General features: G+C 70.1%; 21 protein-coding genes and 1 riboswitch. Of the genes, 7 read left to right on the top strand and 14 right to left on the bottom strand.

Annotated features, from left to right (window positions below):
- Window positions 1–10 precede the first annotated feature (10 nt).
- The 3 genes from Q9G87_RS30240 to Q9G87_RS30230 form a co-directional block, all read right to left on the bottom strand.
- Window positions 11–901 (bottom strand): gluzincin family metallopeptidase, encoded by an 891-nt coding sequence (locus tag Q9G87_RS30240; RefSeq protein WP_305919900.1) that lies wholly within the window; start codon window positions 899–901, stop codon window positions 11–13.
- Between the two features lie 200 nt (window positions 902–1,101).
- Window positions 1,102–1,611, bottom strand: coding sequence for a C40 family peptidase (locus tag Q9G87_RS30235; RefSeq protein WP_305919899.1), 510 nt, complete (start codon window positions 1,609–1,611; stop codon window positions 1,102–1,104).
- Between the two features lie 73 nt (window positions 1,612–1,684).
- Window positions 1,685–1,842, bottom strand: a riboswitch (cyclic di-AMP (ydaO/yuaA leader).
- A 287-nt stretch (window positions 1,843–2,129) separates the two neighbouring features.
- Window positions 2,130–2,765 carry a class I SAM-dependent methyltransferase gene (locus Q9G87_RS30230; RefSeq protein ID WP_305919898.1) on the bottom strand — a complete coding sequence of 212 codons (636 nt, stop codon included), beginning with the start codon at window positions 2,763–2,765 and terminating at the stop codon, window positions 2,130–2,132.
- Window positions 2,766–2,949: 184 nt separating this feature from the next.
- Between Q9G87_RS30230 and Q9G87_RS30225 the strand changes: the two genes are divergently transcribed.
- Entirely contained in the window at window positions 2,950–3,870 is a 921-nt protein-coding gene (locus tag Q9G87_RS30225; RefSeq protein ID WP_305919897.1) for a LysR family transcriptional regulator, read from the top strand.
- 47 nt (window positions 3,871–3,917) lie between these two features.
- On the opposite strand, the gene Q9G87_RS30220 is transcribed toward Q9G87_RS30225, so the two are convergent.
- Window positions 3,918–4,871, bottom strand: a complete 954-nt coding sequence (locus tag Q9G87_RS30220; protein WP_305919896.1) for a C40 family peptidase — start codon at window positions 4,869–4,871, stop codon at window positions 3,918–3,920.
- Window positions 4,872–4,976: 105 nt separating this feature from the next.
- Window positions 4,977–6,299, bottom strand: coding sequence for an NYN domain-containing protein (locus Q9G87_RS30215; RefSeq protein ID WP_305919895.1), 1,323 nt, complete (start codon window positions 6,297–6,299; stop codon window positions 4,977–4,979).
- Between the two features lie 144 nt (window positions 6,300–6,443).
- Between Q9G87_RS30215 and Q9G87_RS30210 the strand changes: the two genes are divergently transcribed.
- The gene (locus Q9G87_RS30210; protein WP_305919894.1) at window positions 6,444–7,505 is read left to right on the top strand and encodes a phosphotransferase family protein; all 1,062 of its coding nucleotides are present in this window, start codon (window positions 6,444–6,446) and stop codon (window positions 7,503–7,505) included.
- Here Q9G87_RS30210 and Q9G87_RS30205 read toward each other — a convergent pair.
- Window positions 7,495–8,151, bottom strand: a complete 657-nt coding sequence (locus Q9G87_RS30205; protein ID WP_305919893.1) for a response regulator — start codon at window positions 8,149–8,151, stop codon at window positions 7,495–7,497. The two genes, Q9G87_RS30210 and Q9G87_RS30205, sit on opposite strands and share 11 nt — an antisense overlap.
- Entirely contained in the window at window positions 8,148–9,386 is a 1,239-nt protein-coding gene (locus Q9G87_RS30200) for a sensor histidine kinase (RefSeq protein WP_305919892.1), read from the bottom strand. The genes Q9G87_RS30205 and Q9G87_RS30200 overlap by 4 nt, the downstream gene beginning before the upstream one ends.
- Before the next feature lie 111 nt (window positions 9,387–9,497).
- Here Q9G87_RS30200 and Q9G87_RS30195 point away from each other — a divergent pair, with 111 nt between their 5' ends.
- Genes Q9G87_RS30195 through Q9G87_RS30185 form a run of 3 tightly spaced genes read left to right on the top strand, consistent with a single transcriptional unit; the run spans window position 9,498 to window position 11,748 of the window.
- Window positions 9,498–9,725: a hypothetical protein gene (locus Q9G87_RS30195; protein WP_305919891.1), complete on the top strand. Its 228-nt coding sequence runs from the start codon at window positions 9,498–9,500 to the stop codon at window positions 9,723–9,725.
- A complete protein-coding gene (locus tag Q9G87_RS30190; protein WP_305919890.1) occupies window positions 9,722–10,213 on the top strand; it encodes a PH domain-containing protein in 492 nt (163 codons plus the stop codon). Before Q9G87_RS30195 ends, Q9G87_RS30190 begins: the two co-directional genes overlap by 4 nt.
- Window positions 10,210–11,748, top strand: a complete 1,539-nt coding sequence (locus tag Q9G87_RS30185) for a PH domain-containing protein (RefSeq protein WP_305919889.1) — start codon at window positions 10,210–10,212, stop codon at window positions 11,746–11,748. Before Q9G87_RS30190 ends, Q9G87_RS30185 begins: the two co-directional genes overlap by 4 nt.
- Before the next feature lie 208 nt (window positions 11,749–11,956).
- Here the strand turns inward: Q9G87_RS30185 and Q9G87_RS30180 are convergent, their stop codons facing one another.
- The 3 genes from Q9G87_RS30180 to Q9G87_RS30170 all read right to left on the bottom strand — a co-directional run bounded on the left by Q9G87_RS30180 (window position 11,957) and on the right by Q9G87_RS30170 (window position 16,522).
- The gene (locus tag Q9G87_RS30180) at window positions 11,957–13,522 is read right to left on the bottom strand and encodes a hypothetical protein (protein WP_305919888.1); all 1,566 of its coding nucleotides are present in this window, start codon (window positions 13,520–13,522) and stop codon (window positions 11,957–11,959) included.
- Window positions 13,523–13,605: 83 nt separating this feature from the next.
- Complete coding sequence (locus Q9G87_RS30175) at window positions 13,606–15,033, bottom strand: serine/threonine-protein kinase (protein ID WP_305919887.1); 1,428 nt, start codon at window positions 15,031–15,033, stop codon at window positions 13,606–13,608.
- Window positions 15,023–16,522, bottom strand: a complete 1,500-nt coding sequence (locus Q9G87_RS30170; protein ID WP_305919886.1) for a serine/threonine-protein kinase — start codon at window positions 16,520–16,522, stop codon at window positions 15,023–15,025. Before Q9G87_RS30170 ends, Q9G87_RS30175 begins: the two co-directional genes overlap by 11 nt.
- Window positions 16,523–16,597: 75 nt before the next feature.
- On the opposite strand from Q9G87_RS30170, the gene Q9G87_RS30165 reads away from it, so the two are divergent.
- Window positions 16,598–18,322: a DEDD exonuclease domain-containing protein gene (locus Q9G87_RS30165; protein ID WP_305919885.1), complete on the top strand. Its 1,725-nt coding sequence runs from the start codon at window positions 16,598–16,600 to the stop codon at window positions 18,320–18,322.
- 17 nt (window positions 18,323–18,339) lie between these two features.
- The gene (locus Q9G87_RS30160) at window positions 18,340–18,627 is read left to right on the top strand and encodes an Lrp/AsnC family transcriptional regulator (protein ID WP_305919884.1); all 288 of its coding nucleotides are present in this window, start codon (window positions 18,340–18,342) and stop codon (window positions 18,625–18,627) included.
- 259 nt (window positions 18,628–18,886) lie between these two features.
- On the opposite strand, the gene qcrB is transcribed toward Q9G87_RS30160, so the two are convergent.
- The 4 genes from qcrB to ctaE are packed head-to-tail and all read right to left on the bottom strand — an operon-like array spanning window position 18,887 to window position 23,128.
- Complete coding sequence (qcrB, locus tag Q9G87_RS30155; protein WP_305919883.1) at window positions 18,887–20,536, bottom strand: cytochrome bc1 complex cytochrome b subunit; 1,650 nt, start codon at window positions 20,534–20,536, stop codon at window positions 18,887–18,889.
- Entirely contained in the window at window positions 20,533–21,648 is a 1,116-nt protein-coding gene (gene qcrA / locus Q9G87_RS30150; protein WP_305919882.1) for a cytochrome bc1 complex Rieske iron-sulfur subunit, read from the bottom strand. Before qcrA ends, qcrB begins: the two co-directional genes overlap by 4 nt.
- Window positions 21,645–22,457: a cytochrome bc1 complex diheme cytochrome c subunit gene (gene qcrC, locus Q9G87_RS30145; protein WP_305919881.1), complete on the bottom strand. Its 813-nt coding sequence runs from the start codon at window positions 22,455–22,457 to the stop codon at window positions 21,645–21,647. The genes qcrA and qcrC overlap by 4 nt, the downstream gene beginning before the upstream one ends.
- A 14-nt stretch (window positions 22,458–22,471) precedes the next feature.
- Window positions 22,472–23,128 (bottom strand): aa3-type cytochrome oxidase subunit III, encoded by a 657-nt coding sequence (gene ctaE / locus Q9G87_RS30140; protein ID WP_305919880.1) that lies wholly within the window; start codon window positions 23,126–23,128, stop codon window positions 22,472–22,474.
- Window positions 23,129–23,292 lie beyond the last annotated feature (164 nt).

Below are 23,292 nucleotides of genomic sequence, written 5' to 3'. Positions count from 1 at the left end.
CCTCCCCCTCTTACGTGAGCTGCTCCCGGACGTACACGCGCCACCGTGCCGTCAGCGTCGCCACGGACAGCCCCAGCGAGGAGAGCGCCCGATCGACGCCGGACGCCTGGGCATCACGGTAGAACCCCACCAGGGTCTCCTCACTGAACCGGTCGGCGAGGAAGCGACACGCCAGCCACGCCTCCTGGTACGCCCGTGCGAGCCGCACGGGATCCCGGCCATCCGCCGCGAACGCCGCAGGCCCGGGCAATTCGCTCGGCACCCGCCCGGCCCGCACCTCGTCGGCCAGCTCGGCGGCGGCCGTCCGCACGGGCAGCCCCGCGTCCCGGTAGCCCACATAGTCGGCGAACCCCTCGTAGAGCCAGACGGGCAGGTCGCCGGTGCCCGCCACGACGTGGGTGAGCTCGTGCGCGAGCACCACGTCCTTCCCCGTGGAGTTGAGCCTGGCGAAGACCTCCGGGACGACGATCACCCGGCCACCGTCGGCCACCGCGGCCAGCCCGTCGACCCGCCCCACCCCGGCCAGCCCGGCCGCCTCGCGGGCGGACCCGGGTACGACGACGAGCGGCCGCACAGGCCTGCCGAGGACGTCCGACACCCGGCGTCCCGCCGTGTCGGCCCGCCGCGCCAGCTCGTCGAGCGTGCCGGGCGGGGTGTGGTGGCCGACCACGAGGGAACGCCCTGCGCGGGCCAGGACGACGCCGTCGCGCCACAGGTCACGTGCTTCCGGGGGAAGAAGGGGGGACTCGGGGACCGGGGCGCTGGCGGGGGCGAGGAGCAGGAGTCCGGCCACCACGGCTCGTCGACTCACCTGCTCGGACACGATGTCCGATCGTAGCCGGGCCGGATCGCAGCCGGGCCCGACCGTCACCGGGCCGACCGTCACCGGGCCGATCGTCACCGGGCCGATCGTCGCCGGGCCCCGATGTGCCACGGCAGGCGGCCCACATCGCGCCGTAACGGCGGCCCGCTTGTGAAGGGATCAGACACCGTCTCCCTGGAGGGCCATCAGCCCCGTACGGCGGGTGGGGGACGGTGGCTCGCCGTACAAAAGAGGGCGGGCATGAAGAAAGGGCCCCGATGGGATCGGAGCCCTTTTCCTCACAAGCCGGGACGGACAGCGCCGACGAAAGACGCCTTGCGCCAGCTGCTCAGCTTGTCGATACGCACCCGCTCGCCTGTCCGCGGGGAGTGGAGCATCTTGCCGTTGCCGACGTAGATGCCCACGTGACCGAGCCCTCTGAAGAACATCAGGTCGCCTGGCTGGAGATTCTTCCAGGAGACCTTCTTCCTGATGCCGGCGAACTGGCTGGCCGCCACGCGGGGGATCTTCACGCCTGCCTTCTTCCAGGCGTACTGGGTCAGGCCGGAGCAGTCGAACGAACCAGGGCCCGTGGCACCGTACCGGTAAGGGTCACCGATCTGGTCCTTGGCCACGGCGACGGCCTTGCGGGCCCTCGCCTCCTGCCGGGCGATCCTGAGAGCCTTGGCCGACGTCGCGGAGCTAGCCGCCGTACTGGCCTTGGTCGTGGAGGCACCGGCTGAATCGCTGGTCGTCGCCGCCTGCGCCGTCGGGGCATGGAGGATCAGACCTCCGGCCGTCACGGTCATGGTGAGCGCTACGCCACTCAGGGCAATGCGGGACAGACGGGGGTTCTGCGGGGAGGTAGACAGGATTTCTCCTTGGGTCTTCCACGAACGCCTACCGGGTTAGCTGACGGATTCGGGCCTGGAAGTCGCCCTACGGCGCGATACGCGCCGATTCACCCCTGATCCCGGGAAGGGATCGATGGTTCCCCGGCTCCGTGCCTCCTGGCTGCACGGACTCGGCAGGTCGCCGTCCGGTGTCGTGTTCGACAAGGGGACGTACGGCGGCGACCGGCGGATCTCTATCTGGCTCACATCGGGGGGACCGATGCGGATTCGCGGCGACATGGCTTGTCACTGCGACGCCAGAAGCTACGCCGAAACGTCAAGACTCGGCAAAGCGCCAGTCAGGTTGTAAAGATCCAACAACTGGTTCTGTCAGGTCCGAAACCCCTGTTGGAACGCCAGGTTCAGTTATGGAAATGTGACCCTTCTCACAAACTGCGGCACACTGTCGTGTAAGGTCCCAATTGTCACTTTCGTCACATGCTTCGCGCCGTCATCCTGAAGCCGGTGGGCGGGAGCGTTCCCGCGGCAATACGGTCCCGTTCGATGCGCCATAGCTCGTTGAGGACGTCGGTGCTGCTGTTCGTCACCTTTCCGCCGATATATCGCGACAAGTACGGTTCTCGCCGCATGCTCGTGACCTGGAACCGTTCGGCGAGGGCGGCGAGCATGACGTCCGCGGGGGTGTGGTCCCCATGCGCCTCGCGCCATCGCTCGAGCGGGTCACGTCCGGGACCGCTGGGCTCGCGGGTGAAATCCGCCACTCCCGCAGCGGCGAGCAACGACCCGGCATCGTAGAACCAGGTGGTTGCGGCCCGGTCGGCCCATTCCCACCCGAACTCGTCCACGACCAGCAGCCCGCCCGGCCGGAGCAGCGACCGCACGCGGTCCAGCGCCGCCTGGAGCGGATGCACGTGGTGCAGCGAGAGTGACATGACGACCGCATCGAACAACGATTCACCGTCGTAGTGGCGCACGAGCGCGTGGTCGTCGTCGGCGGAGTCGGGATAGGTCACGATGTCGGCCTGCACCGCCGGCACCCCGGCCGCCCGCGCCGCTCCGACGGCCTCCGGCGAGATGTCGATCGCGGTGACCAAGTGACCGCGCCGCATTGCCGGGCCAACTCGCCCCGCCCGCACCCGGCGTCGAGGACCCGCTGCGCCTGCCGGGGAAGCACCTGACTCAGCCACTCGTACTGGTGGTTGTCCACCGTTTCTGTCTCCATACGACCGAGCATGACCGCCCGCAGCCATGCACACCACTGCGGGCTTGGCATGGAACCCATAAGCTCAGTGCATGCTTGATATGTGGTCGCTGAAGGTGCTGGTGGAGGTGGGGAGGCTGGGATCGTTCTCGGCGGCGGCCGAGGAGCTGTCGATGACGCAGCCCGCCGTGTCCCGGCAGATCGCCACGCTGGAGCGGCACACCGGCGTCCGGCTGTTCGAACGCCTGCCGCGTGGCGTCCGGCCGACGGACGCCGGGCGGGCGGCACTGGAGCAGGCGGATGAGGTGCTGCGGGGGTTGAGGCTGTTCGAAACGCGGATGCGGGCCTTCGCGACGGCGGAGGCGGGGCGGGTCCGGGTGTCGGCCTTCCCGAGCGCCGCGACCAGCTACCTTCCCGACCGGTTCCGTTCATTCGCGGCCCGGCATCCGGACGTGGAGCTCTCCCTCACGGTCCGCTCCGGCGAACACGACCCGTGCGCCGCCGTCCTGGACGGTGAGACCGACATCGCCCTCCTGACCTCCTGGGACATGAGCGGCCCTTCGGGAACCGCGGGCATGCCCGGGGTGGCGCTGACGCCGCTGCACGAGGACGAGCTGCTGGTCGCGCTCGCGGTCAGCCATCCGCTGGCGAAGCGAAGCCGGGTGCGGCTGCGGGATCTCGCGGCGGATCCGTGGATCGACGGCACCCATCCCGACTGCCTCGGTCCCATCGCCCAGCTCGCGGCGGCTCTGGGCCGGGCGCCGCGGATCAGTCACGTGTGCGACGACTGGAACGGCAGGCAGGGGTTGGTCGCCGCCGGGGTGGGGGTGATGCTCTATCCGTCGATCGCGGGCTACGCGACCGCCCGCCCGGACATCCGGCTCCTGCGCCCCTCACCGCCCCTGCCGTCGCGCACCATCCTCGCCGCCACCCTGCCCCCGACCGACCGCCCTCCGGCCGTCTCCGCCTTCCTGAGCACGCTCACCTCCCGGCCCACCGACCCGGTGCGGTAGACGGAGAAGATGCTGCGATGGCGAGGGCGTGATGGGCAGGCGCCGCCTTACGGACGGACGGCGCCGGCGAGGGTGCGGCCGTAGTCGGAGAGCTGGACGACCTTGATGACGTCACCGGTCTGCGGCGCGTGCACGATCTCCCCGTTCCCGGCATAGATGCTGACGTGCCCCAGCCCTTCGCTGAAGATGAGGTCACCAGGCTGGAGATCGTCCAGTGACACCTTGCGGTCGGCCCCCCACGCCCACTGCTGCCACGTCGTGCGGGGAAGCGACACCCCTCCGGCCTGCCACGCCGCCTGCGTCAGCCCCGAGCAGTCGAACCCGCCGGGCCCTGTACCCCCGTAGACATACGGCTTGCCGACCTGCGCGTACGCGAACCGCAGCACCGCCGCCGCGTTCCCCGACGCCGACCCTGTGTACTTGATGCCGGCGCTGCTGGGATTTCCGGGATTGTAGGCGCCCAGCTTCTTCAGGAGCTTCTTCTGCTCGGCGATCAGCTTGAGGATCTCCGAGCGTTCCTTCTCCACCCCGTCGCGTTCCCTGTCCGCCGCTTCCAGCGCCTCCTGCGCCTTGTCACGCTCGGCCTTCAGCCCGCGGTTCTCCCGGTCGAAAGCGGCAAGCTTCTGCGCCCGCTCCTGCGACATCTGCCCCGCGACCGCCAGCCGCGACAGGAAGTCCTCGGGATTGCCCGCGCCGATCAGCCCGGGAAGGGAGATGACGTCGCCACCGAGCCGGTAGCTGTCCACGGCCATGTTGATCACCTGGGCCCGCAGGTCGGCGACCGTCTCCAGCTTGCGCTTGTAGCTGTCGTTCAGCTTGACGTAGGTGCTCTTGGCCTTCTTGTAGCGTTCCGTCGCCGTGTTGTACTGGTCGACGACCTTGTCGGCCTTGTCGTTGAGCTTCTCGAGCTTGGCCTTCGCCTGGCTGATCGTGGGCTTGGGATCAGCGACGGCGGCTCCCATGGGGGACAGCACCAGCCCGAACGCGATACCCACGGACACCGGCACTCGGCCAAACCTCACTGTGTCGCCTCCCAGGGATAACATCTGGGGCGAAATAGTACAGAAGTGGCGGCTGGGGTTACCCCCAAACAGTCAATTCGTAACCTAGGCCCGGCCCAGCCGGCGCAGCAGCAAGGCAGACGGAACGGGTCTGGCTCCCATCCGCCTGACGGACTCGGCCACCTCGCGGTCCGACGACACCACGGCCATGGCCCGGCCGGGCGGCTCCGCGCGTACGAGCTGGCGGATCAGGTCGTCCGCGGTCTCCCCCGGCGCGCTGAACAGCACCCGCACCCCGCGCGGCGCGACCACCTGGACGGGGGCGTTGAGCTCGGCGCCGTCGAACACCACGGTCACCTCGACCCTGGTCTGCGCGACCAGCCCGCCGAGCCCGGTCATCAGCCGGTTGCGCTGGTCGGCGAGCGTGAGCGTGCCGTAGCCGGTCTTCGTGACGTTGTAGCCGTCGATGACCAGATGCACCTGCGGCACCGCCAGCAGCTGGTCGAGCAGCTGCGGGTCGTCGTCGGCGAGGGCGCGTGCGGGCACCGCGCGCACGCCGGGCCGCTCGCCCGTGACGGCGGCGACCGAGTCCGCGGGCCGGCTGATCGTCGTGGGCAGGGCGAGCTCCCTGCGCAGCCCGGCCGAGGCGTCCTGCAGCGCGTCGAGCAGCACCCTGATGCGGGCGTCCTCGATGCTCCTGCCCTCGCGGGCGGCCCGGCGCGAGGCCTCCAGCTGCTTCTCGACGTCGGCCAGCCGCTCACGCAACCGCCGCAGCTCGGACTCGCCGGCGCTGCCCGCGGCCACGGCGGCCGACCTGGCGTCCTCGGCCGCGCGCTCCATCTCCTCGGCCCGCGCGACCGCGGCCTTGGCGCGCTCGCGGGCGTCGTGGAGTTTGCGCCGCAGGTCGGAATTCTCGGCGCGGGCGAGCTTGACCTGCTCGCGCAGCCGATCGGCCTCCTCCTTGGCGGCGCTCTTCTGCGCGGCGAGCTGCTCACGCAGCCGCGAGACCACCTCTTCGCGCTCCGACCCCTCGGCCGCCGCGGCCGACTGCTCCAGGTCGGTGCGGGCGAGCTCGATCATCTCTTCCCAGCCGGGCGGCCGGATGAGGTAAGCCGCCGCAGCCACGAGCACGGGATCGGCGGCCGGCGGCACCTGGCCCTCGGCCAGGGAGGCCACCAGCTCGGGCCATCCGGCGGCCACCGACTCGGCGACCAGCTCGCGGAACTTCTTGTCGTTCTCCAGCTGCGCGGCGATGGGCGCGCTGCCGAGTTTGGCCCGCTTGCGCGGGTCGAATTTGGCGATGCCGCGCAACGGCGGTGGAATGGAGGCACCGGGCATCGTCCCGAGGACTTGAGCCGCCAGGTCGACGACATTGAGCCGCACCTGCTCGGGAAGCGGGCGAGACAGGCCTTCACCCGCTGAACTCATCCCACTTGTCCCTTCGTGACATGCCCTTTCAGACAAGGGTACGGCTGCCGCGTACCTGACCGTAACGGCCACCTGCGTATGGACGAGCGCTTGGTTGGGGGTGTACGACTGTGCCGGGGCGCCTGTTGAGCCGGGAGGCCGGTCATGACCGAGCAGATGCGTACGTCCACCCGCGACCTGGAACAACTGCGTGATCAGCTGACTGCCTGGCTCCGCGGCAGGGTCGGCAGGGACGCCTCGGTGTCCGGACTGTCCAGACCGACGAGTAACGGCATGTCCAGCGAGACCCTGTTCTTCACCGCCACCTGGGATGAGCAGCGAACGCGCTGCGTAGCACGGCTCGCACCGGCGGGAGAAGCCGTTCCGGTCTTCCCCTCGTATGATGTGCGGGCGCAGTTCGACGTGATGCGCCTGGCCAGGGAAATAGCTGGAATTCCAGCGCCCAGGGTCCTCTGGCTCGAGCCGGATCCCGGCCCGCTCGGCACGCCGTTCTTCGTCATGGAATGCGCCGAGGGCGAGGTGCCGCCGGACGTGATGCCGTACACGTTCGGCGGGTGGCTGTGCGACGCCGCGCCCGAGGACCAGCGCAGGCTGCAGGACGCCAGCGTCGGGATCGTGGCGGCGCTGCATCAGGCGCCGTTCACGCCGCGGGAGTTGTCCGTGATCGGGGCCGGCGGGCTGCGGGCGCACGTCGAGGCGCAGCAGGCGTACTACGAGTGGGCGCACGGCAAGCGGCGCATCCCCGTGCTGGAGCGGGCCTTCGGCTGGCTGGAGTCGCACTGGCCGGAGGATCCCGGGCCCGACGTGCTGTGCTGGGGCGACGCCAGGATCGGCAACCTGATGTTCCAGGACTTCACTCCGGTCGCGGTCCTCGACTGGGAGATGGCCGCCGTGGGGCCGCGCGAGCTGGATCTCTCCTGGATGATCTTCCTGCATCGGTTCTTCCAGGACCTCACCGTCGCCGCGGGCTTCCCCGGCATGCCTGGATTCATGCGGCGTGACGACGTATGCCAGAAATATCGGGAGCTGACCGGCTACCAGCCCCGCGACATGGACTTCTACGAGATGTATGCCGCCCTCCGGCACGGGATCATCATGGCCCGGGTGTGGCAGCGCAGGATCCACTTCGGCGAGCAGCCCGACCCGGCCGACCCCGACGACCTGGTCCTGCACCGGGCCACCATCGAGCAGCTGCTCAGTCGTTAGCGTCGTAGACCAGCAGCGCCACCTGGACCCGGTTGTTGAGGTCCAGCTTGGTCAGGATCCGCGAGACGTGCGCCTTGACCGTGGGCACGCTCATGTAGAGCTCCCGCGCGATCTCGGCGTTGGACCTGCCCCGGCCCACGGCCAGCGCCACCTCGCGCTCACGCTCGCTGAGCCGGCCGAGCAGCTTCCTGGCCCGGTCCGTACGCTGCCCCGCGCCGCCGTCCGACACGTGCGTGATCAGCTGCCGGGTCACCGCCGGCGACAGGATCGGCTCCCCCGCGGCCACCTTCCTGATCGCCTGGACGAGGTCGCCGGGCGCGATGTCCTTCAGCAGGAACCCGGCCGCCCCCGCCCGCAACGCCCGCAGCACCTGCGCATCGGCGTGGAACGTGGTCAGCACCACCACCTCGGGCGGCGACGACGTGCCCCGCAGCGCCTCGGTGGCGGTGAGACCGTCGACGCCCGGCATGCGGATGTCCATCAGCACCACATCGGGCCGGTGCTCGGCCACCAGCGGCGGCACCTCGGAACCGTCGCCGGCCTCGGCCACGATCTCGATGTCGGCCACGCCGCCCAGGATCATCGACAGCCCCGCCCGCACCATGGCGTCGTCGTCGACGATCAACAGCCGGATCGGCCCCGTCATGCGTCCTCCAAGGTCGTCTCCACCGGCCACGGCAGCCAGGCGCGTACCACGAACTCCCCCTCGGGCGTCGGGCCGTGCTCGAGTGTGCCGCCGGCGAGCTCCGCACGCTCCGTCAGCCCGATGAGTCCCGCCCTCGCCCCGGGCAGGCGCAGGGGGCGGCGGGACCACAGCGGGTTGCGTACCTCCGCCGACAGCCCCTTGCCGCGCGTGCCCGCCACGGTCACGGTCACCGGCGCGCCGCCCGCGTGCTTGCGCGCGTTGGTGAGCGCCTCCTGGACGATGCGGTAGACGTTGCGGCCCAGCCCTTCCGGCACGTCGTCCGCCCGCAGGTCGAGCCGCACGTCCATGCCCGCCTGCCGGCACTCCTCGACCAGCGTCGGCAGGTCGGCCAGCGTGGGCTGCGGCCGGTCGGGCACGGTGTCGTCCCCCGTGTCGTCCTCGCCCGGCCGCGCGTGCCGCAGCACGCCGATCACCTCACGCAGGTCCTGCAGCGCGAGGTGGGCGTTGGTCCTGATGGCCCCGGCCGCCTTGGCGATCTCGCCGGCGGGCGCGTCGGGCCGGAACTCCAGCGCGCCGGCGTGCAGGCTGAGCATCGAGATGCGGTGCGCGAGCACGTCGTGCATCTCCCTGGCGATCCGCTCGCGTTCGAGCCGCTTGGCCTCCGCGGCGGCGATGTCGGCACGCTGCCTGAGCGACCAGATGAGCTGCCGCCTGGCCCTGATCACGATGCCCCAGGCGTAGATGGTCAGGATGAGGGCCACCAGGAGCAAGCCCCAGGGCAGCGGATCGATGTCGCTCTGGGGCCGCAGGACCAGGTAGGGCATCAGGGTGATGAGGGCCAGCAGCGTGATGGGCCCGGAGATCTTGAACGGCCGGTGCACCGCCACCGTGAACAGCGCCACGATGGACGCACCGCCGACGAGCTCCAGATACGACGAGAGTATGACCAGCACCAGCGCGAGCCCGACCGGCCAGCGGCGCCGCAGCCAGACCGACACGCACGACAGCGCGCCCATCACCTGCTCGATCGCGATGAGCGGCTCCGGCTCGTCCTGGATCTCCTGCAGCCCCAGCAGCGTGATGCCGCAGGCGATCAGGAACACGGCGATGTCGACGACCCAGTCGCGCAGCGAGCGCCGCACCCGGCGGCCCTCGCGGCCGTCCCCGAGCAACACCGACGGGAGCACCCACCGGTATTCGGGGACGAGCTCGTCCCGCCCTCGCGCTCGCGTCACAGGCACCGAGATTAGGCCCTTCCACCGGCTTGGCGACACCGACCAAAGTCGCAGCCGGGCGAGACCTCCGGCCGACGCGGGAGCAGCCGGCCGGACAGGACGCTTGTGCGTATGGAAGCGGTATTGAAGGTGTTCGGCTGGCTGCTGCTCCTGCAAGGGGTGGCCGGCCTGGTGAACGCCGTGCTCGGGTGGTGGCGGTGGGCCGAGAGCCTGATCGTGGTCAACCACGTGGCGTTCCTCGACGGGTACGAGGTGTTCGCGGGCGTCGTGATCGGCGTGCTCGGCTTCGTGTTGCTGGCGGTCGCCGACTCGGCGAAGAAGGCGGAGGCGGGCGAATGAGCACGACGTCGCTGCGGCCGCCGCGCCACCAGGCCGATCCGCGGGCGATCCCGTGGTGGACCGTGCAGTGGCTGATCCTCATGGTGCCGGTCGCCGCCGGGGCGGTGGTGTCGTACTGGGTGTTCACCGACCGGCCGGTCTGGCTGGGGATGGTGGTCGCGGCGTTCGCCGTGGGCTGCCTGGTGCTCGCGGTGGTGGCGCCGCGGGCCTCCTACCAGGTGGAGCGGTGGGAGGTCACCGAAGAGGCGGTCTACACGCGCAAGGGCTGGCTGACGCACACCTGGAAGGTGGCGCCGATGTCACGGATCCAGCGCATCGACACCGCGCGGGGGCCGGTGCAGCGATGGTTCGGGCTGGCGGACGTCACGGTCACCACGGCGTCGTCGGCGGGCGCCATCAAGATCGAGGCTCTGGACCACACGCTGGCCGCCGACCTGGCCGAACGCCTGACCGCGATCACTCAGGCCACCCCTGGTGACGCCACATGAGTGAGATCTCCGTACGGCGCGAGCGGGATGCGAGCCGGAGCCAGGACTGGCAGCGACTGGCGCGCCGCAGCCTGGGGGCGTCGGCGGTCAAGTCATCGGTGTTCGTGGTGCCCGCCGTGCTCGGGCTCGTCCGGTTCCTCACCACCCGGGATTGGCCGGTCGCCGGCGTCGTGGCGGTGTGTGCGGGGGCCGCGGTGCTGATCGTCGCCGGGGTGCTGGCGTACGACGTGATCAGGTTGCGCACGACCCGCTGGCGCCTGACCGGCGACCGGCTCGAACTGCGCTCGGGCATCGCCGTGCGGCAGCGCCGCTCGATCCCGCGCGATCGGGTGCGGAGCGTGGACCTGCGGGCCGATCCGGTGCTGCGGGCGTTCGGGCTGACCGCGGTCAAGGTGGGCACGGGCGAGCGCTCGGCCGGGGACGACGAGCTCCGCCTGGATCCGCTGACCAGGCACGACGCCGAGACGTTGCGCCGTACGCTGCTGCCCGGCGCCGTCGCGGGGCCGCAGGCGGACCCGCCTCTGGCGGAGCTCAAGTGGTCGTGGATCACCTACGCGCCGCTGTCGGTGTGGACGTTCACGGGCGCGGCGGTCGTGCTGGGCCTGGCCTACAAAGGGCTCGACACGATCGGCGTCAAGGTGCTCACCACAGAGGTCGCCGCGAGACTGTGGAGCTGGGTGACCGCGCGGCCGCTGGTGACCGTCCCGCTGCTGGTCGTGGCGAACGCCGCCGTAGGGGTGCTGGGGGCCGTGCTGCTGTTCGCCGAGTCGTGGGGGCGTTACCGGCTGGAACGTGAGCCGGGGCGGCTCCGGCTACGCCGCGGCCTGCTGACCGCCCGGTCGCTCACGATGGAGGAGCGTCGCCTGCGGGGTGTGGAGATCAGCGAGCCGCTGCTGCTCCGGCTGGGCGGCGGGGCGCGCGTCAAGGCCATCGCCACCGGGCTCGGCAAGGCCGGCGAGAACGAAACCGAGGACGTCGCCGCCCTGACCCCGCCACTCCCCCGCGCCGTCGCCGGCCACCTCGCCGCCGAGATCGCGCGCACGAACCTCCCCGCCCCGGCGGGGCTCGCGGCACATCCCCGGGCGGCCAGGCGCAGGCGGATCAGGCGGGCTCTGGTGACCGTGCTCGTTCTGGCGGCAGGCGCGGCCGCCGCGTCGTCGCTGGTGCCGTGGGCGTGGGTGCAGGCCGGGGTCTGGGCGGCGCCCGCCGTGGCTCTGCCGCTCGGGTTATGGCTGGCCGCGGAGAGCGCCAGGAGCCTCGGGCATGCGCTCGGCGGACGGCACCTGATCACGCGGACCGGCGCCGTGGTCCGGCGTACGGTGGCGCTCGACCGCGCCGGCATCTCCGGCTGGACCATCACCGAGTCGCTCTTCCAGCGTCGCCACGGCCTGTTGACGGTGTCGGCCACCACCGCCGCCGGCGACGGGCGCTACGACGTCGTGGACGTCGGCCGCGGCGACGGTCTGGACCTGGCCTCGCGCGCGATGCCGGGCCTGCTGGAGCCCTTCCTGGACCGCTCGGCACGCAACACGTGACGGAAAAGAAGCGAGCCGCGTGATCCCTGTGGTTTGCCCATGCCCCTGTACTGGACAAACTCGGATCGCGCGGCTCAAGTGCTTGCAGACATAACGGTATTTGTCTCACTTGCAACCCGGTTGCAGCCTCATTAACCGCTGACGCGGATCACTGGTCAGGAGGACGATCCGCGAGGGGCGCCTGGACCGGTGCTCGCCTGCCGCGCGCTCAGCTGCCGGTCGGCTGCTTGTCCAGCTCCGCCATGTACGCCCTGGCCAGGGTGAGCGCGCCGCCCAGCGCGTCCTTCTCGGTCATGAGCTTGACCTTGGGCGAGTTCGTCGCCTCACCCTCGGGCCGCTGGTGCCCCGAGTAGTCGACCCGCACGACGACGGCGCCCTTGCGCATCAGCACCGTCCCGGAAGAGGCCGAGACCTCGCCCCGCCCCCTGGTCTGGACGAACTGCCGGTACGCCTGCTCTCCCAGCCCTTCGACGTCGGCGACCTTGCCCCAGGTGATGCCACCCATCGAACTCTCCGCCATATGGCGGTCGCCGCCGCGCTCGCTGGCGTAGTAGCCCTTGGCCGAGGCCTCGTCGACGCCGCCCGCCCGGTTGGTGAACCGGTGCACGGTGATCAGCGCGCTGCGGATCTTGATGATCCCCTCGCCGCCCGGCAGGTTCTTGTTGAGCCAGCGGCACTCGGTCTGGTTGTCGGCCCCGATCGTGGTGCCGCGGGCCCGCGTTTCCGGATCGGGCACCAGCCGGGTGGCCACCTCCGTCAAGGCGCCGCAGTCGGCGGGGAACGAGGGCAGGACGGACGGCGAGGGCGTCGGCGGAGCGCTCGTCGCGCTCGGGGTCTGCGACGGCTCCGGCTGGGCCAGCACGTCGGGGTTCTTCGCCTGCCAGGCGGCCGCGCCCTTGGCGAAGTGCGCGATCAGGCCGCTCACCTCGCGGATCGCGTTTTCCTCGGTGATCGCCTGCACGGTGTCGTTGGACAGCATCTGCGCGTCCTTGCGCTGCTGACCCGCCTGGTATCGGAGCTCGATCGTCATGTCACCGACCCGGGCGTGCGCCTTGCCGAAGGCGTACCAGCTCAGCTTCTTGTCCCGGGTCCAGGTGTATTGGGCGAATGCGCCCTCGCCCACGCCCGGGATGTCCTTGAGCGGGGAGTTGTACATCCTCTCGCCAGGGTCCAGGGTCGGCTTGGCGGTCTCGGCGTATTTCCCGCCGCCGTAGTCGATCTCGTAGGAGTTCTGGGCGAGCGACCTGCCGGTCCTGGCGCCCTCGCCCTTCCACTGATCGATCTTGACGTCGATCTCCCGCTCGCGCCGGAACTCCCCGAACGAAATGTTTCGGTTCACCCAGTTGCAGGAGAACGTCACCGTGGTGTCGGACTCTCTGGAGGACTTGGTCACGGTCGCCTCAGGCACGAGCCGGTCGACCTCCTCTTTGGGCAGCATGGCGCACACGTCCGGCCCCTTCGCTCCGCCCGCCGCGGACTGGGACGACGACGGCTGCCCGGTCTTGGCGGGAAACCACGAGCCGGAGACCTTGCCGTACACCAGATAGGCGCCCACACCGCCGGCCGCGACCAACACCACCAGCGCGGCGGACAGCGTGGGCAGCAGCCAGGCCGGCCGACGCCGCTTCGGCGGCGGAGGCGGAGGCGGAGGCGGGAACGACGGCGGCAGGTACGGCGCACTCGGCATGGTCGGAGGCGGTCCCTGCGGCTCGAACGGCCTGCCCGGCACCTGGTAGGGGGTGGTCGGCGGCTGGTGCTCGCTACCGGGATTCACGAAGACTCCTGGGGTTGCCCTGACTTGCGGGAGAACATGCTAGTCACGCCCCTTGCAAGGTGCTTGCGACTCAATGGTCGGCATCACTTCGGGATGGCCGCGGCCACCAGGCGGGCGGCGGCGATGGCCGTCTCCTTGTCCGCCGGCTTCGAGGCCGGCACGTCCTCGCGATGCCAGACCACTTCGCCCAGCAGGTTACTCGTCCGGAAGAGCACGATGCTGTCGGATCGGCCGCTTTCCGCGGAGTTCAGATAGAAAGTGAACGAGTTCTGGATGAACGCCGACTCCCCCGCGCCCTTGACGTCGGTGACGTCCCCCCGGTTCTCTCTGCCGTTCGTGCCCTCCGCGGCGGCGCGCGTGACCTTCTCGCTGGCGAAGCGCCGCTCGGCCACCTGAGGGCCGCCGAGGTCGCCGTCGGGACGCTCCGCCCAGACCCGCACGATGAGGCGGCGTTGGGGCTTGTCGCGAATGACCCACTCGCACTCGCCCGGCCTGCTCGCACTGCGCTTGGGCGTGGCCTTCACGAGCCGGGCGGCCTGGGCGTCGCTCACGAGCTTGCACGGGTCGGGCGCCTGGGCGAATCTGCCGGTCTCCGGCTCGACGCGGAGCGCGGCGGCGGCGTACCAGCCGCCCGCGCCCAGCGTCACGACGGCGGCGAGCACAGCGACGGCCGGCCACCAGCGGCGGCGCCGGGGTGCCGTGGCGGCGGGCTGGGCGCCCAGCGCCTGGCGGATCTGCGGCGCGGTGGGCCGCGCGGCGGGGTCCTTGGCGAGCATGGCCATCAGCAGGCCGCCCAGGTGACGGCCCGCCCGCATCGGGAACGGCGGCTCGTGGAGCAGCACCGCCGCCGCCACCGCGGCCGGCAGGTCCCGCTCGAACGGCGCCCGGCCCTCCACTGCGGTGTACAGGCTCGCGCCGAGCGACCACAGGTCGGATGCCGGGCCCGAAGGCTGCTCGTTGAGCCGCTCGGGGGCCATGTAGCCGGGCGAGCCGCCGCTGCCGAACTGGCCCCGCCCGCCCATCGGGGCCGCGATGCCGAAGTCGGTGAGCATGGCCGAGCCGTCGGAGTCGAGCAGGATGTTCGCCGGCTTGACGTCCTGGTGCAGCATGCCGTGCGCGTGCGCGACCTCCAGCGCCGACAGCACCTGCAGCCCCACCCGGGCCACGAACTCGGGCGGCAGCGGCCCCCGCTCCTTGATCAGCTTGTCGAGCGAACGGCCGGTGACCAGGTCCATGATGATCCACGGCTGGTCGCCTTCGAGCACCACGTCGTGGACCAGGACGATGGCCGGGTCGCGCAGCCGCCCCGCCGACCTGGCCTCGTGGATGGCCCGGTCGGTGAACTGCGCGCGCTCGGCCGGGTTGAGCCCCTCCGGCACGCGCACCTGCTTGACGGCGACCTGCCGGTCCAGGATCTCGTCGATGGCCCGCCACACGGTGCCCGCGCCGCCCTGTCCGAGCCGCTCGATCAGCCGGTAACGGCCTGCCAGCAGGTAGAGGTCATGCGGCATGGCGCAACGCCTGCTCGCTCGCCTGTGCCGCTTTCAGGGCCGACTGCTTGATGTCCTCGTCGGTGGGCCGGTCGGCGATGGTGGAGTATTCGACGCTCACCACGAGGTTGGCCAGCCGGTAGTAGACGTAGGCCGAGAGCATCCGCCCGGTGGGGCCCGTCAGCTCGAAGGCGAACGCCTCCTCCCCCACGCCGGTGATCTGGCGCACCGGCGTGCGTTTGGCCTTCATGGAGTCCTTCACCCCGATCTCCGGCCATTTCCACTGCAGCTCGTCGAACTTCGACCAGTAGCGCTTCTGGTTCTGGAACAGCCTGCGGGCGCTGACCGGGGTCATCGACCAGGGGTCCACCGTGTCGGAGTCCTTCTGCACCTGCAGGCCCACGCCGGTGCGGGAGATCGGCCAGCCGCACTTGGGACCCACGCTGTCGGCGCCCGGCTGGCCCTTGGGCGGGCTCTGCGTGCGCAGGAGCAAGCCGACCTCCTCCGGGTTGATCAGCGTGCACACGTCCATCGGCGCGGTGAACGCCGCTGGTGCCCCGCTGTCCATGCTCCTCAGCACGAAGAAGCCGCCGGCCGCCACGACCACGAAAGCGGCCGCCGCGGCAATCCACGCCACGGCCCGGCCGCGCTTCCTGACCGGGCTGGGCGCGGTCGTCTCCTGGCCGGCCGGCACATGGGGCAGCGGGCCTCCGGCGGCGACCTGCCTGAGCGCGGGCACGATCATCCGCGGGTCCGGCCGGGCCTCCGGGTGCTGCGCCATCATGGCGCTGATCAGCGGCCCCAGCGGGCCGGGCGCGACGGGCGGCGGCTGCGTCAGCGTGTCGCGTACGCGCTGGGCCGCCGACCCCTCGTAGGCGGCGGCGCCCGTCACCGCGGTGTAGAGCGTGGCCCCGAGCGACCACAGATCGCTGGCCGAGCCGCCGGGGTGGCCCTCCAGCCGCTCGGGCGCGATGAACCCGGGCGAACCGATCATCAGCCCCTGCTCGGTGAGCGTGGCCTGGCCCTCCTGCCGGGCGATGCCGAAGTCGGTGAGCACCACCCTGCCGCTCTCGGTCAGGAACACGTTGCCGGGCTTGACGTCGCGATGCTGCATGCCCTGCGCGTGCGCGACGGACAGCGCCTCCAGCACGTCCGCGCCGATCCGCGCGGCGTAGTCGGGCGGCATGGGCCCGAACTCGCGCACGGTGTCGGCGAGCGTGCGGCCCCGCAGCAGCTCCATGACCAGCCACGGCCGCTCGTGCTCGACGACCACGTCGTGCAGGGCCACGATGCCCGGGTGGCGCAGCCGGGCGGTGGCCTGCGCCTCGCGCACGGACCGCTTCACCGAGTCGGCCCGCTCCTTGGGCGACATGCCCTCGGGCAGCATGAGCTCCTTGACCGCGACGTCGCGGTCAAGCATCTCGTCCCTGGCCAGCCACACCGTTCCCATGCCACCAGCGCCGAGGGGGCGCTGGAGTGCGTAGCGGCCGGCAAGTCTTCCCGTGGACACAAAGGGAAGGGTAACTAATGATCAAGGGGGTTGGTTATTCGATCCTGTCGGTCGGTCTCTCTATGGTCTTGGTTCGTGGACGCGGTACAAGGCACTCTCGACGAACTCGGCACTCCGCTCAACGAGGTCACGTTCGTCGTGTTCGACCTGGAGACGACCGGCGGCGCGCCCAATGAGGACGCCATCACCGAGATCGGGGCGGTCAAGGTGCGGGCGGGCGAGGTGCTGGGCGAGTTCTCCACGCTGATCGATCCTGGGGGGCCGATACCGCCGTTCATCTCCGTGCTGACCGGGATCACCGACGCCATGGTCGTGGCCGCGCCGCGGATCGAGGCGGTGCTGCCGAGCTTCCTGGAGTTCATCCGCGGGGCCGTGCTGGTGGCGCACAACGCCGGGTTCGACACCCGTTTCCTCAAGGCGGCCTGTGCCGCGCACGGCTATCCCCCGCCCGCCAACCCGGTCGTCGACACCGTGGACCTGGCGCGGCGCGTGCTGACCCGCGACGAGACGCCCAACGCCAAGCTGGCCACGCTGGCCAGATTCTTCCGCAGCCCGGTCGAGCCGTGCCACCGGGCACTGCAGGACGCCCGGGCCACCGTGGACGTGCTGCACGGGCTGATCGGGCGGGCCGGCTCGTTCCAGGTGCACACGCTGGAGGAGCTGAAGTCGTTCGTCCGCGCCCCCACGCCCGAGCAGCAGCGCAAGCGGCACCTGGCCGAGTCCGTGCCGCACGCGCCCGGCGTCTACCTCTTCGAGGACGAGCGGGGCGAGGTCCTCTACATCGGCAAGAGCACCAACCTGCGCAACCGCGTGCGCTCCTACTTCACCGCCAGCGAGACCCGGCCGCGCATCCGCGAGATGATCGGCATCGCCGAGCGGGTGCGCCACATCGTCTGCTCCACCACCCTGGAGGCCGAGGTCAGGGAGCTGCGCCTGATCGGCGGCGCCAAGCCCCGCTACAACCGGCGCTCCCGCTTCCCCGAGAAGGTGCTCTGGCTCAAGCTCACCGCCGAGCCCTTTCCCCGCTTGTCGATCGTGCGCGAGCTGAAGGACGACGAGGCCACCTACCTCGGCCCGTTCACCAGCGCCCGGCTGGCCGACGACGCCCGCATCGCGCTGCACGAGGCCGTGCCACTACGCCAGTGCACCCAGCCGATCAGCCTGCGCACCCGGCGCGCGGCCTGCGTGCTGCACGAGATGGGCCGCTGCGGCGCGCCGTGCGAGGGCTGGGAGAGCCCCGAGGAATACGCCGTCCACGTCGAGAGCGCCCGCCGCGCCATGACGCTCGACGCGACGCCCGTCTTCACCGCCGTTCAGGCCCGCATGGAGCGTCTGTCGGTCGAGCAGCGCTACGAGGAGGCGTCCGTGGACCGCGACCGGCTGGCCGCGTTCGTCCGCACGGCGGCCCGCATGCAGCGGCTGAGCTCCCTCACCCGCATCCCGCAACTGGTCGCCGCCAGCCCGGCGTTCGGCGGCGGCTGGGACGTCCACGTTGTCAGATACGGCAGGCTCGCCGCCGCCGGTGTCCTGCAGAAGGGCGTCCATCCCACCCCTTTCGTGGCCTCCCTGACGGCCACGGCCGAGGTCGTCATCCCCGGTCCTGGCCCGGTCCACGCCGCCAGCGCCGAGGAGACCGAGTGCATCCTGCGCTGGCTGGAATCGCCGGGCGTGCGGCTGGTGGAGGTGGACGGCGTGTGGAGCCTGCCCGCCCGGGGCGCCGCCCGCCACAAGGCCCGCATCGACCTCGCCTACCGCCATCTCGACCAGGGACGTGGCCGCGAGGGGCGGCCTTTGCGGTAACCCGCTAGAGTTGCTCCATGGTCACGGCTATCGTCCACATCAACGCCGAGGTAGACCGGATCACGGAGGTCGCCGAGACGATCGCCGAGATCGACGGCGTCAGCGAGGTCTACTCCATCACCGGCGAATACGACCTCCTTGCCATGGTCCGCGTCCCGGCCTATGAACAAATCGCCGAGGTCGTCCCAGGAAAGATCAACAAGGTCCAGGGCGTCCTGCACACGGAAACGCACATCGCCTTCCGCGCCTTCAGCAAACACGACCTGGACGCGGCCTTCTCGATCGGCTTCCCGGAAGCCGACTGACGCCTGCCTCCTCTTGGTGCCGCATTGACCACGGAGCAGGCCCAGAACGCGCTCCGTCACGGCGAGCAACCCGTGAGCCTTCACGACCGGCCATGACGGGCGGCAAGGGGCTACGGCGCGTGCGGTGACGCTGGGCGACCGTAAAAATAAAGACACCGGCCCCGGACGGAAAGATCCGTCCGGGGCCGGTGTCATCAGCGGGCCGGTGTCATCAGCGGGCCGGTGTCATCAGCGGGCCGGTGTCATCAGCGGGCCGGTGTCATCGGGTGAGCGTGTGATCCTCGCCGCCGCTGATGGCGGCGTGCTCTTCTTCGTGCTCGTGGCCTTCGTCCAGCGGGATCTTCTCCCCGCCGTACGCCTTGGACATGCGTGCGCGCAGCTTGCCGAGCGGCCCGCGCATGCCCTTGGGCGGGATGCCGGCGGTGTCCTCGGCCACCGGCAGCATCAGCACCGGCTCCTTGCCGCGCACGTGAGCCTCGATGTCGTCCGCCGGCGGCGTGTGGACCTCGATGAACTCACCGTGCGGCAGCCGCTTGATCACACCGGACTCCACTCCGTGCGAGACGACGGCCGAGTCCTGGCGCTGCAGGCCGAGGCAGATGCGGTAGGTGATCAGGTACGCCAGCGCCGGCGCGAAGATGATCAGGAACCGGCCTGCGTACGTCGTCCAGTTGAGGCTGATGTGGAAGTTCGCCGAGATCTCGTCGTTGGCACCGAGCAGCCACAGCACGCCGTAGAACGTGATGGCCGTCATGCCGATCGAGGTGCGGTGCGGGTTGTTGCGCGGGCGGTCCGCGATGTGGTGCTCACGGTTGTCGCCCGTCACCCAGCGTTCCAGGAACGGATAGAGCGCCAGACCGGTCATGATGATGCCCATCGGCACCAGCGCCGGGATGATCACGCTCAGCGGCAACGTGCCCGCGTGGGTCGTGCCGAAGAGGTTGATCTCCCACGGCGGCATGATGCGCAGCGCGCCTTCCAGGAAGCCCATGTACCAGTCGGGCTGCGAGCCGGCCGACACGTCCGCCGGTGTGTAGGGGCCGAACAGCCAGATCGGGTTGATCTGGGCGAAGGTCGCCAGGCCCGCGATCACCCCGAGGGTGAACAGGAAGTAGGCGCCCGCCTTGGCCATGAAGGCCGGGTAGAACGGCGCGCCCACCACGTTCTGGTTGGTGCGGCTCTTGCCGGGCATCTGGGTGTGCTTCTGCACCCACATGAGCACCATGTGAGCCGAGATCAACGCCAGGAGGATGCCCGGGATGAGCAGGATGTGCAGCGAGTAGAACCGGGCGATGATGTCCTCACCCGGGTATTCCCCACCGAACAGGAAGAATGTGAGGAACGTGCCGATGAGCGGCAGCGAGATCGCCACGCCCTCGGTGATCCGCAGACCGGCGCCGGACAGCAGGTCGTCGGGCAGGGAGTAGCCGGTCAGACCCTCGAGCAGCGCCAGCGTCAGCAGCAGCACGCCGATGATCCAGTTGAGCTCGCGCGGCTTGCGGTAGGCGCCGGTGAAGAACACCCGCAGCATGTGCACGGTCATGCCGGCCACGAAGAGCAGGGCCGCCCAGTGGTGCATCTGCCGCATGAGCAGACCACCCCGGACTTCGAAGCTGATCTCCATCGTCGAGGCGTAGGCCGCGGACATCCCCACGCCCTTGAGCGGCTCGTAGACGCCGTCATAGATGACGTGCTCCATGCTGGGCTTGAACCAGAACGTCAGGAACGTGCCGGTCAGCAGCAGGATGATGAACGAGTAGAGCGCGATCTCACCCAGCAGGAACGACCAGTGGTCCGGGAAGATCTTGCGCAGGTTGCGCTTGAGGAAGTTGGCCCCGCCGAGCCGGTCGTCGAGGAAGGTCGACGGGCCGGAGATCGCCTTGGGAACCGTCTTCAGTTCGGTGGTCATGCCTGGCCTCCCTGCTCCCGGGCCGCCCTCTCGGCGTCACCGCGCTCCCAGTAGCTGGGACCGACGGGCACGTCGAAGTCGCCCTGAGCGATGAGGTAGCCCTGCTCGTCCACGGCGATCGGCAGCTGCGGCAGCGGCCGCGCGGCCGGGCCGAAGATCACCTTGGCGCCGTCCGCGGCGTCGAACGTCGACTGGTGGCACGGGCAGAGGATGTGGTGGGTGTTCTGCTCGTAGAGCGCCGCCGGGCAGCCCACGTGGGTGCAGATCTTGGAGTAGGCGACGATGCCGTCGTGCGTCCAGTTTTTCCGCACCCCGGACTTGAGCTCCTCCGGGCGGAACTTGATGAGAATGAGCGTGGCCTTGGCGAGGGCGTTGAGGTCGTGCTCGTAGCCCTCGGGGACCACCGACAGGATGCCGCCGGGCGAGTTGAAGTCGGCGGCCCTGATCGGCTGTCCGGTGCCCTCGACGACGAGCTTGAGCGGCTTGCCTTCCTTGTTCTTCTCGCCCCAGACGGTGTGGCGCAGCTCCTCGTTGAACTTGGAGCCCGGCATCTTCGAGTTGTCCAGGTCGCGCAGCAGCACCAGCGGCACCAGGCCGAGCGGCGCCGCCGCCAGCAGCAGCGTGCGACGCAGCAGCTTGCGCTTGACGAAGCCGCTCTCGTTGGCGCCCTGGACGAAGGTGTCGGCCACGACCTCGCGGTCGGGCTCGTCGGAGGCCATCGCGTGGCGCTCCTGGATCAGCGAGTATTTCGGCATGATCTGGCGGACCCAGACCACGATGCCGACCGCCAGGCCCAGGATCGCGATCGTCAGCGTGCTGCCCAGCGCCAGGTTGGACGTCCCTGTCGCCTCCGGGCTGCCCACCTGGAACACCACATAGGAGACGATGAACGCGATGGACGCGAGGAAGGTGATCGTGAAGCAGAGCGCCACGACCTTCTCCGCCTTGCGGGCCTTGGCCTCGTCCTGCAGCGTCACGCCGGGGACCTCTTCGGCGGCAGGCTCCGCCGCTTCCACGGTGCCGAGCATCGAGGTGCCCGGCGCGGGGGTGCCGATGACGCGCTTGGGTACGCGTTCGTCCGGCTGCTCGATCTCGTGCTCGTTGTCTGTCATGACTTCTGTCGCTTCTTCGCGGTGATCCAGATGGCGGCGAGTGCCAGGGCGCTGAGTCCCACAACAAACGCTACGAGACCTTCGGTGACCGGGCCAATACGCCCGAGGCCGAAACCTCCCGGGTCCTTCTGCGAACGCACCTGGGTGATGTAGGCGATCATGTCGCGCTTCTCTTCCGGCGTGATCGTCGTGTCGTTGAACACCGGCATGGCCTGCGGGCCCGTGACCATCGCCTCGTAGATCTGCGTGGGGGACGCCTCATTGAGGTTGGGGGCGTACTTGCCCTGGGTCAGGGCGCCACCGGCGCCGACCCAGTTGTGGCACTGGATGCAGTTGGCGCGGAACAGCTCGCCGCCCCGGCCGGCGTCGCCGAGCTTCGCGTCGACCTGCTCGGCTCCGGGAACCTGCGGGCCGCCGCCGAGCGACTGCACGTAGGCCGCAATCTGGCGGGTCGTCGTCTCGTTGACCCAGGGCGCCGGAGGCTTGCGCGGGACCTGAGGGCCGGGCGCGCCCGCGGGCATGCGTCCGGTGCTCATCTGGAAGTCGACGGCCGCGGCGCCGACGCCGATGAGCGTGGGCGCCTTGTCGTTGATGCCCTCGGCGTTCATGCCATGGCAGCTCGAGCAATGCTGGACGAACAGGCTCTTGCCCTCGGCCACGTCATCGACCTTGCCTGCCGCGAGTGCCGCGTCGGCAGGCTTACCCGCCTGGACAAAGGCGGCGTATACCATCCCGACCAGCGCCAGCGCCAAAATCAGGACGGCGTATCTCGCGAGGGGATGCCGCCGCCAAGCGGTGATCCTAGTCACAGAGATCCCGTTCCTTAACGAATGATGTAGATGGTCGCGAAAAGACCGATCCAGACGACGTCGACGAAGTGCCAGTAGTAGGACACGACGATCGCGCTGGTGGCCTGCTCATGCGTGAAGCGCTTCGCGGCGTACGTGCGTCCCAGCATGAACAGGAACGCGATCAGGCCACCGGTCACGTGCAGGCCATGGAAGCCCGTCGTCAGGTAGAACACCGAGGTGTAGGCGTTGGCGGACAGGGTCGCGCCCTCTGACGCCAGCTTGGAGTACTCGAACAGCTGGCCCGCGATGAAGACCGCGCCCATGAGGAAGCTGACGATGTACCAGAAGCGGAGCCTGCTGACCTGCCCCTTCTCTGCGGCCCACACGCCGAGCTGGCACGTCACACTCGACAGCACCAGGATGATCGTGTTGACCGTTGCGAACGGGATGTCCAGGTGAGCGACACCCTCAGCGGCTTGCGCGCCTGCGGGAAGTAGCGCGGGGCTCCATTCGAGACCCTTGCCCTCGCTCACCGACCGGATGGTGAAGTACATCGCGAACAGCGCCGCGAAGAACATGAGCTCAGAGGACAGCCACACGATCGTCCCGACGCTGACCAGATTGGGTCTGCGGTACGACGGTGCTGTCGTCGTCGAAGTTATTGCGGATGCTGTCGCCACGGGCAGCATTATTGCGGCTCCAGTAGCCGGTCCCGCGCACGACCCCCCGTTAGCAGGTACAAACCGGCCACCAACCTGGGATAATTGCCGCAAAACGCCCCCAACGGGCGGCAACCTGGGTTTGCACCCCGGCACACCGGTACGATCCAGGGTGACCCTACCGCTACGACCGA

It is taken from the genome of Nonomuraea turcica, assembly GCF_030718205.1.
Classification (GTDB): domain Bacteria; phylum Actinomycetota; class Actinomycetes; order Streptosporangiales; family Streptosporangiaceae; genus Nonomuraea.
The sequence above is the reverse complement of the archived record's forward strand: the minus strand, read 5'-3'. Positions and strand labels throughout refer to the sequence as shown.

What these genes read in the sequence shown, in the direction of transcription:
- Q9G87_RS30235 (WP_305919899.1), bottom strand. Translation starts at nt 1,611, where the DNA reads ATGACCGTGACGGCCGGAGGTCTGATCCTCCATGCCCCGACGGCGCAG.
- Q9G87_RS30230 (WP_305919898.1), bottom strand. Translation starts at nt 2,765, where the DNA reads ATGCGGCGCGGTCACTTGGTCACCGCGATCGACATCTCGCCGGAGGCC.
- Q9G87_RS30225 (WP_305919897.1), top strand. Translation starts at nt 2,950, where the DNA reads ATGCTTGATATGTGGTCGCTGAAGGTGCTGGTGGAGGTGGGGAGGCTG.
- Q9G87_RS30215 (WP_305919895.1), bottom strand. Translation starts at nt 6,299, where the DNA reads ATGAGTTCAGCGGGTGAAGGCCTGTCTCGCCCGCTTCCCGAGCAGGTG.
- Q9G87_RS30210 (WP_305919894.1), top strand. Translation starts at nt 6,444, where the DNA reads ATGACCGAGCAGATGCGTACGTCCACCCGCGACCTGGAACAACTGCGT.
- Q9G87_RS30205 (WP_305919893.1), bottom strand. Translation starts at nt 8,151, where the DNA reads ATGACGGGGCCGATCCGGCTGTTGATCGTCGACGACGACGCCATGGTG.
- Q9G87_RS30195 (WP_305919891.1), top strand. Translation starts at nt 9,498, where the DNA reads ATGGAAGCGGTATTGAAGGTGTTCGGCTGGCTGCTGCTCCTGCAAGGG.
- Q9G87_RS30190 (WP_305919890.1), top strand. Translation starts at nt 9,722, where the DNA reads ATGAGCACGACGTCGCTGCGGCCGCCGCGCCACCAGGCCGATCCGCGG.
- Q9G87_RS30185 (WP_305919889.1), top strand. Translation starts at nt 10,210, where the DNA reads ATGAGTGAGATCTCCGTACGGCGCGAGCGGGATGCGAGCCGGAGCCAG.
- Q9G87_RS30175 (WP_305919887.1), bottom strand. Translation starts at nt 15,033, where the DNA reads ATGCCGCATGACCTCTACCTGCTGGCAGGCCGTTACCGGCTGATCGAG.
- Q9G87_RS30160 (WP_305919884.1), top strand. Translation starts at nt 18,340, where the DNA reads ATGGTCACGGCTATCGTCCACATCAACGCCGAGGTAGACCGGATCACG.
- qcrB (WP_305919883.1), bottom strand. Translation starts at nt 20,536, where the DNA reads ATGACCACCGAACTGAAGACGGTTCCCAAGGCGATCTCCGGCCCGTCG.
- qcrA (WP_305919882.1), bottom strand. Translation starts at nt 21,648, where the DNA reads ATGACAGACAACGAGCACGAGATCGAGCAGCCGGACGAACGCGTACCC.
- ctaE (WP_305919880.1), bottom strand. Translation starts at nt 23,128, where the DNA reads ATGCTGCCCGTGGCGACAGCATCCGCAATAACTTCGACGACGACAGCA.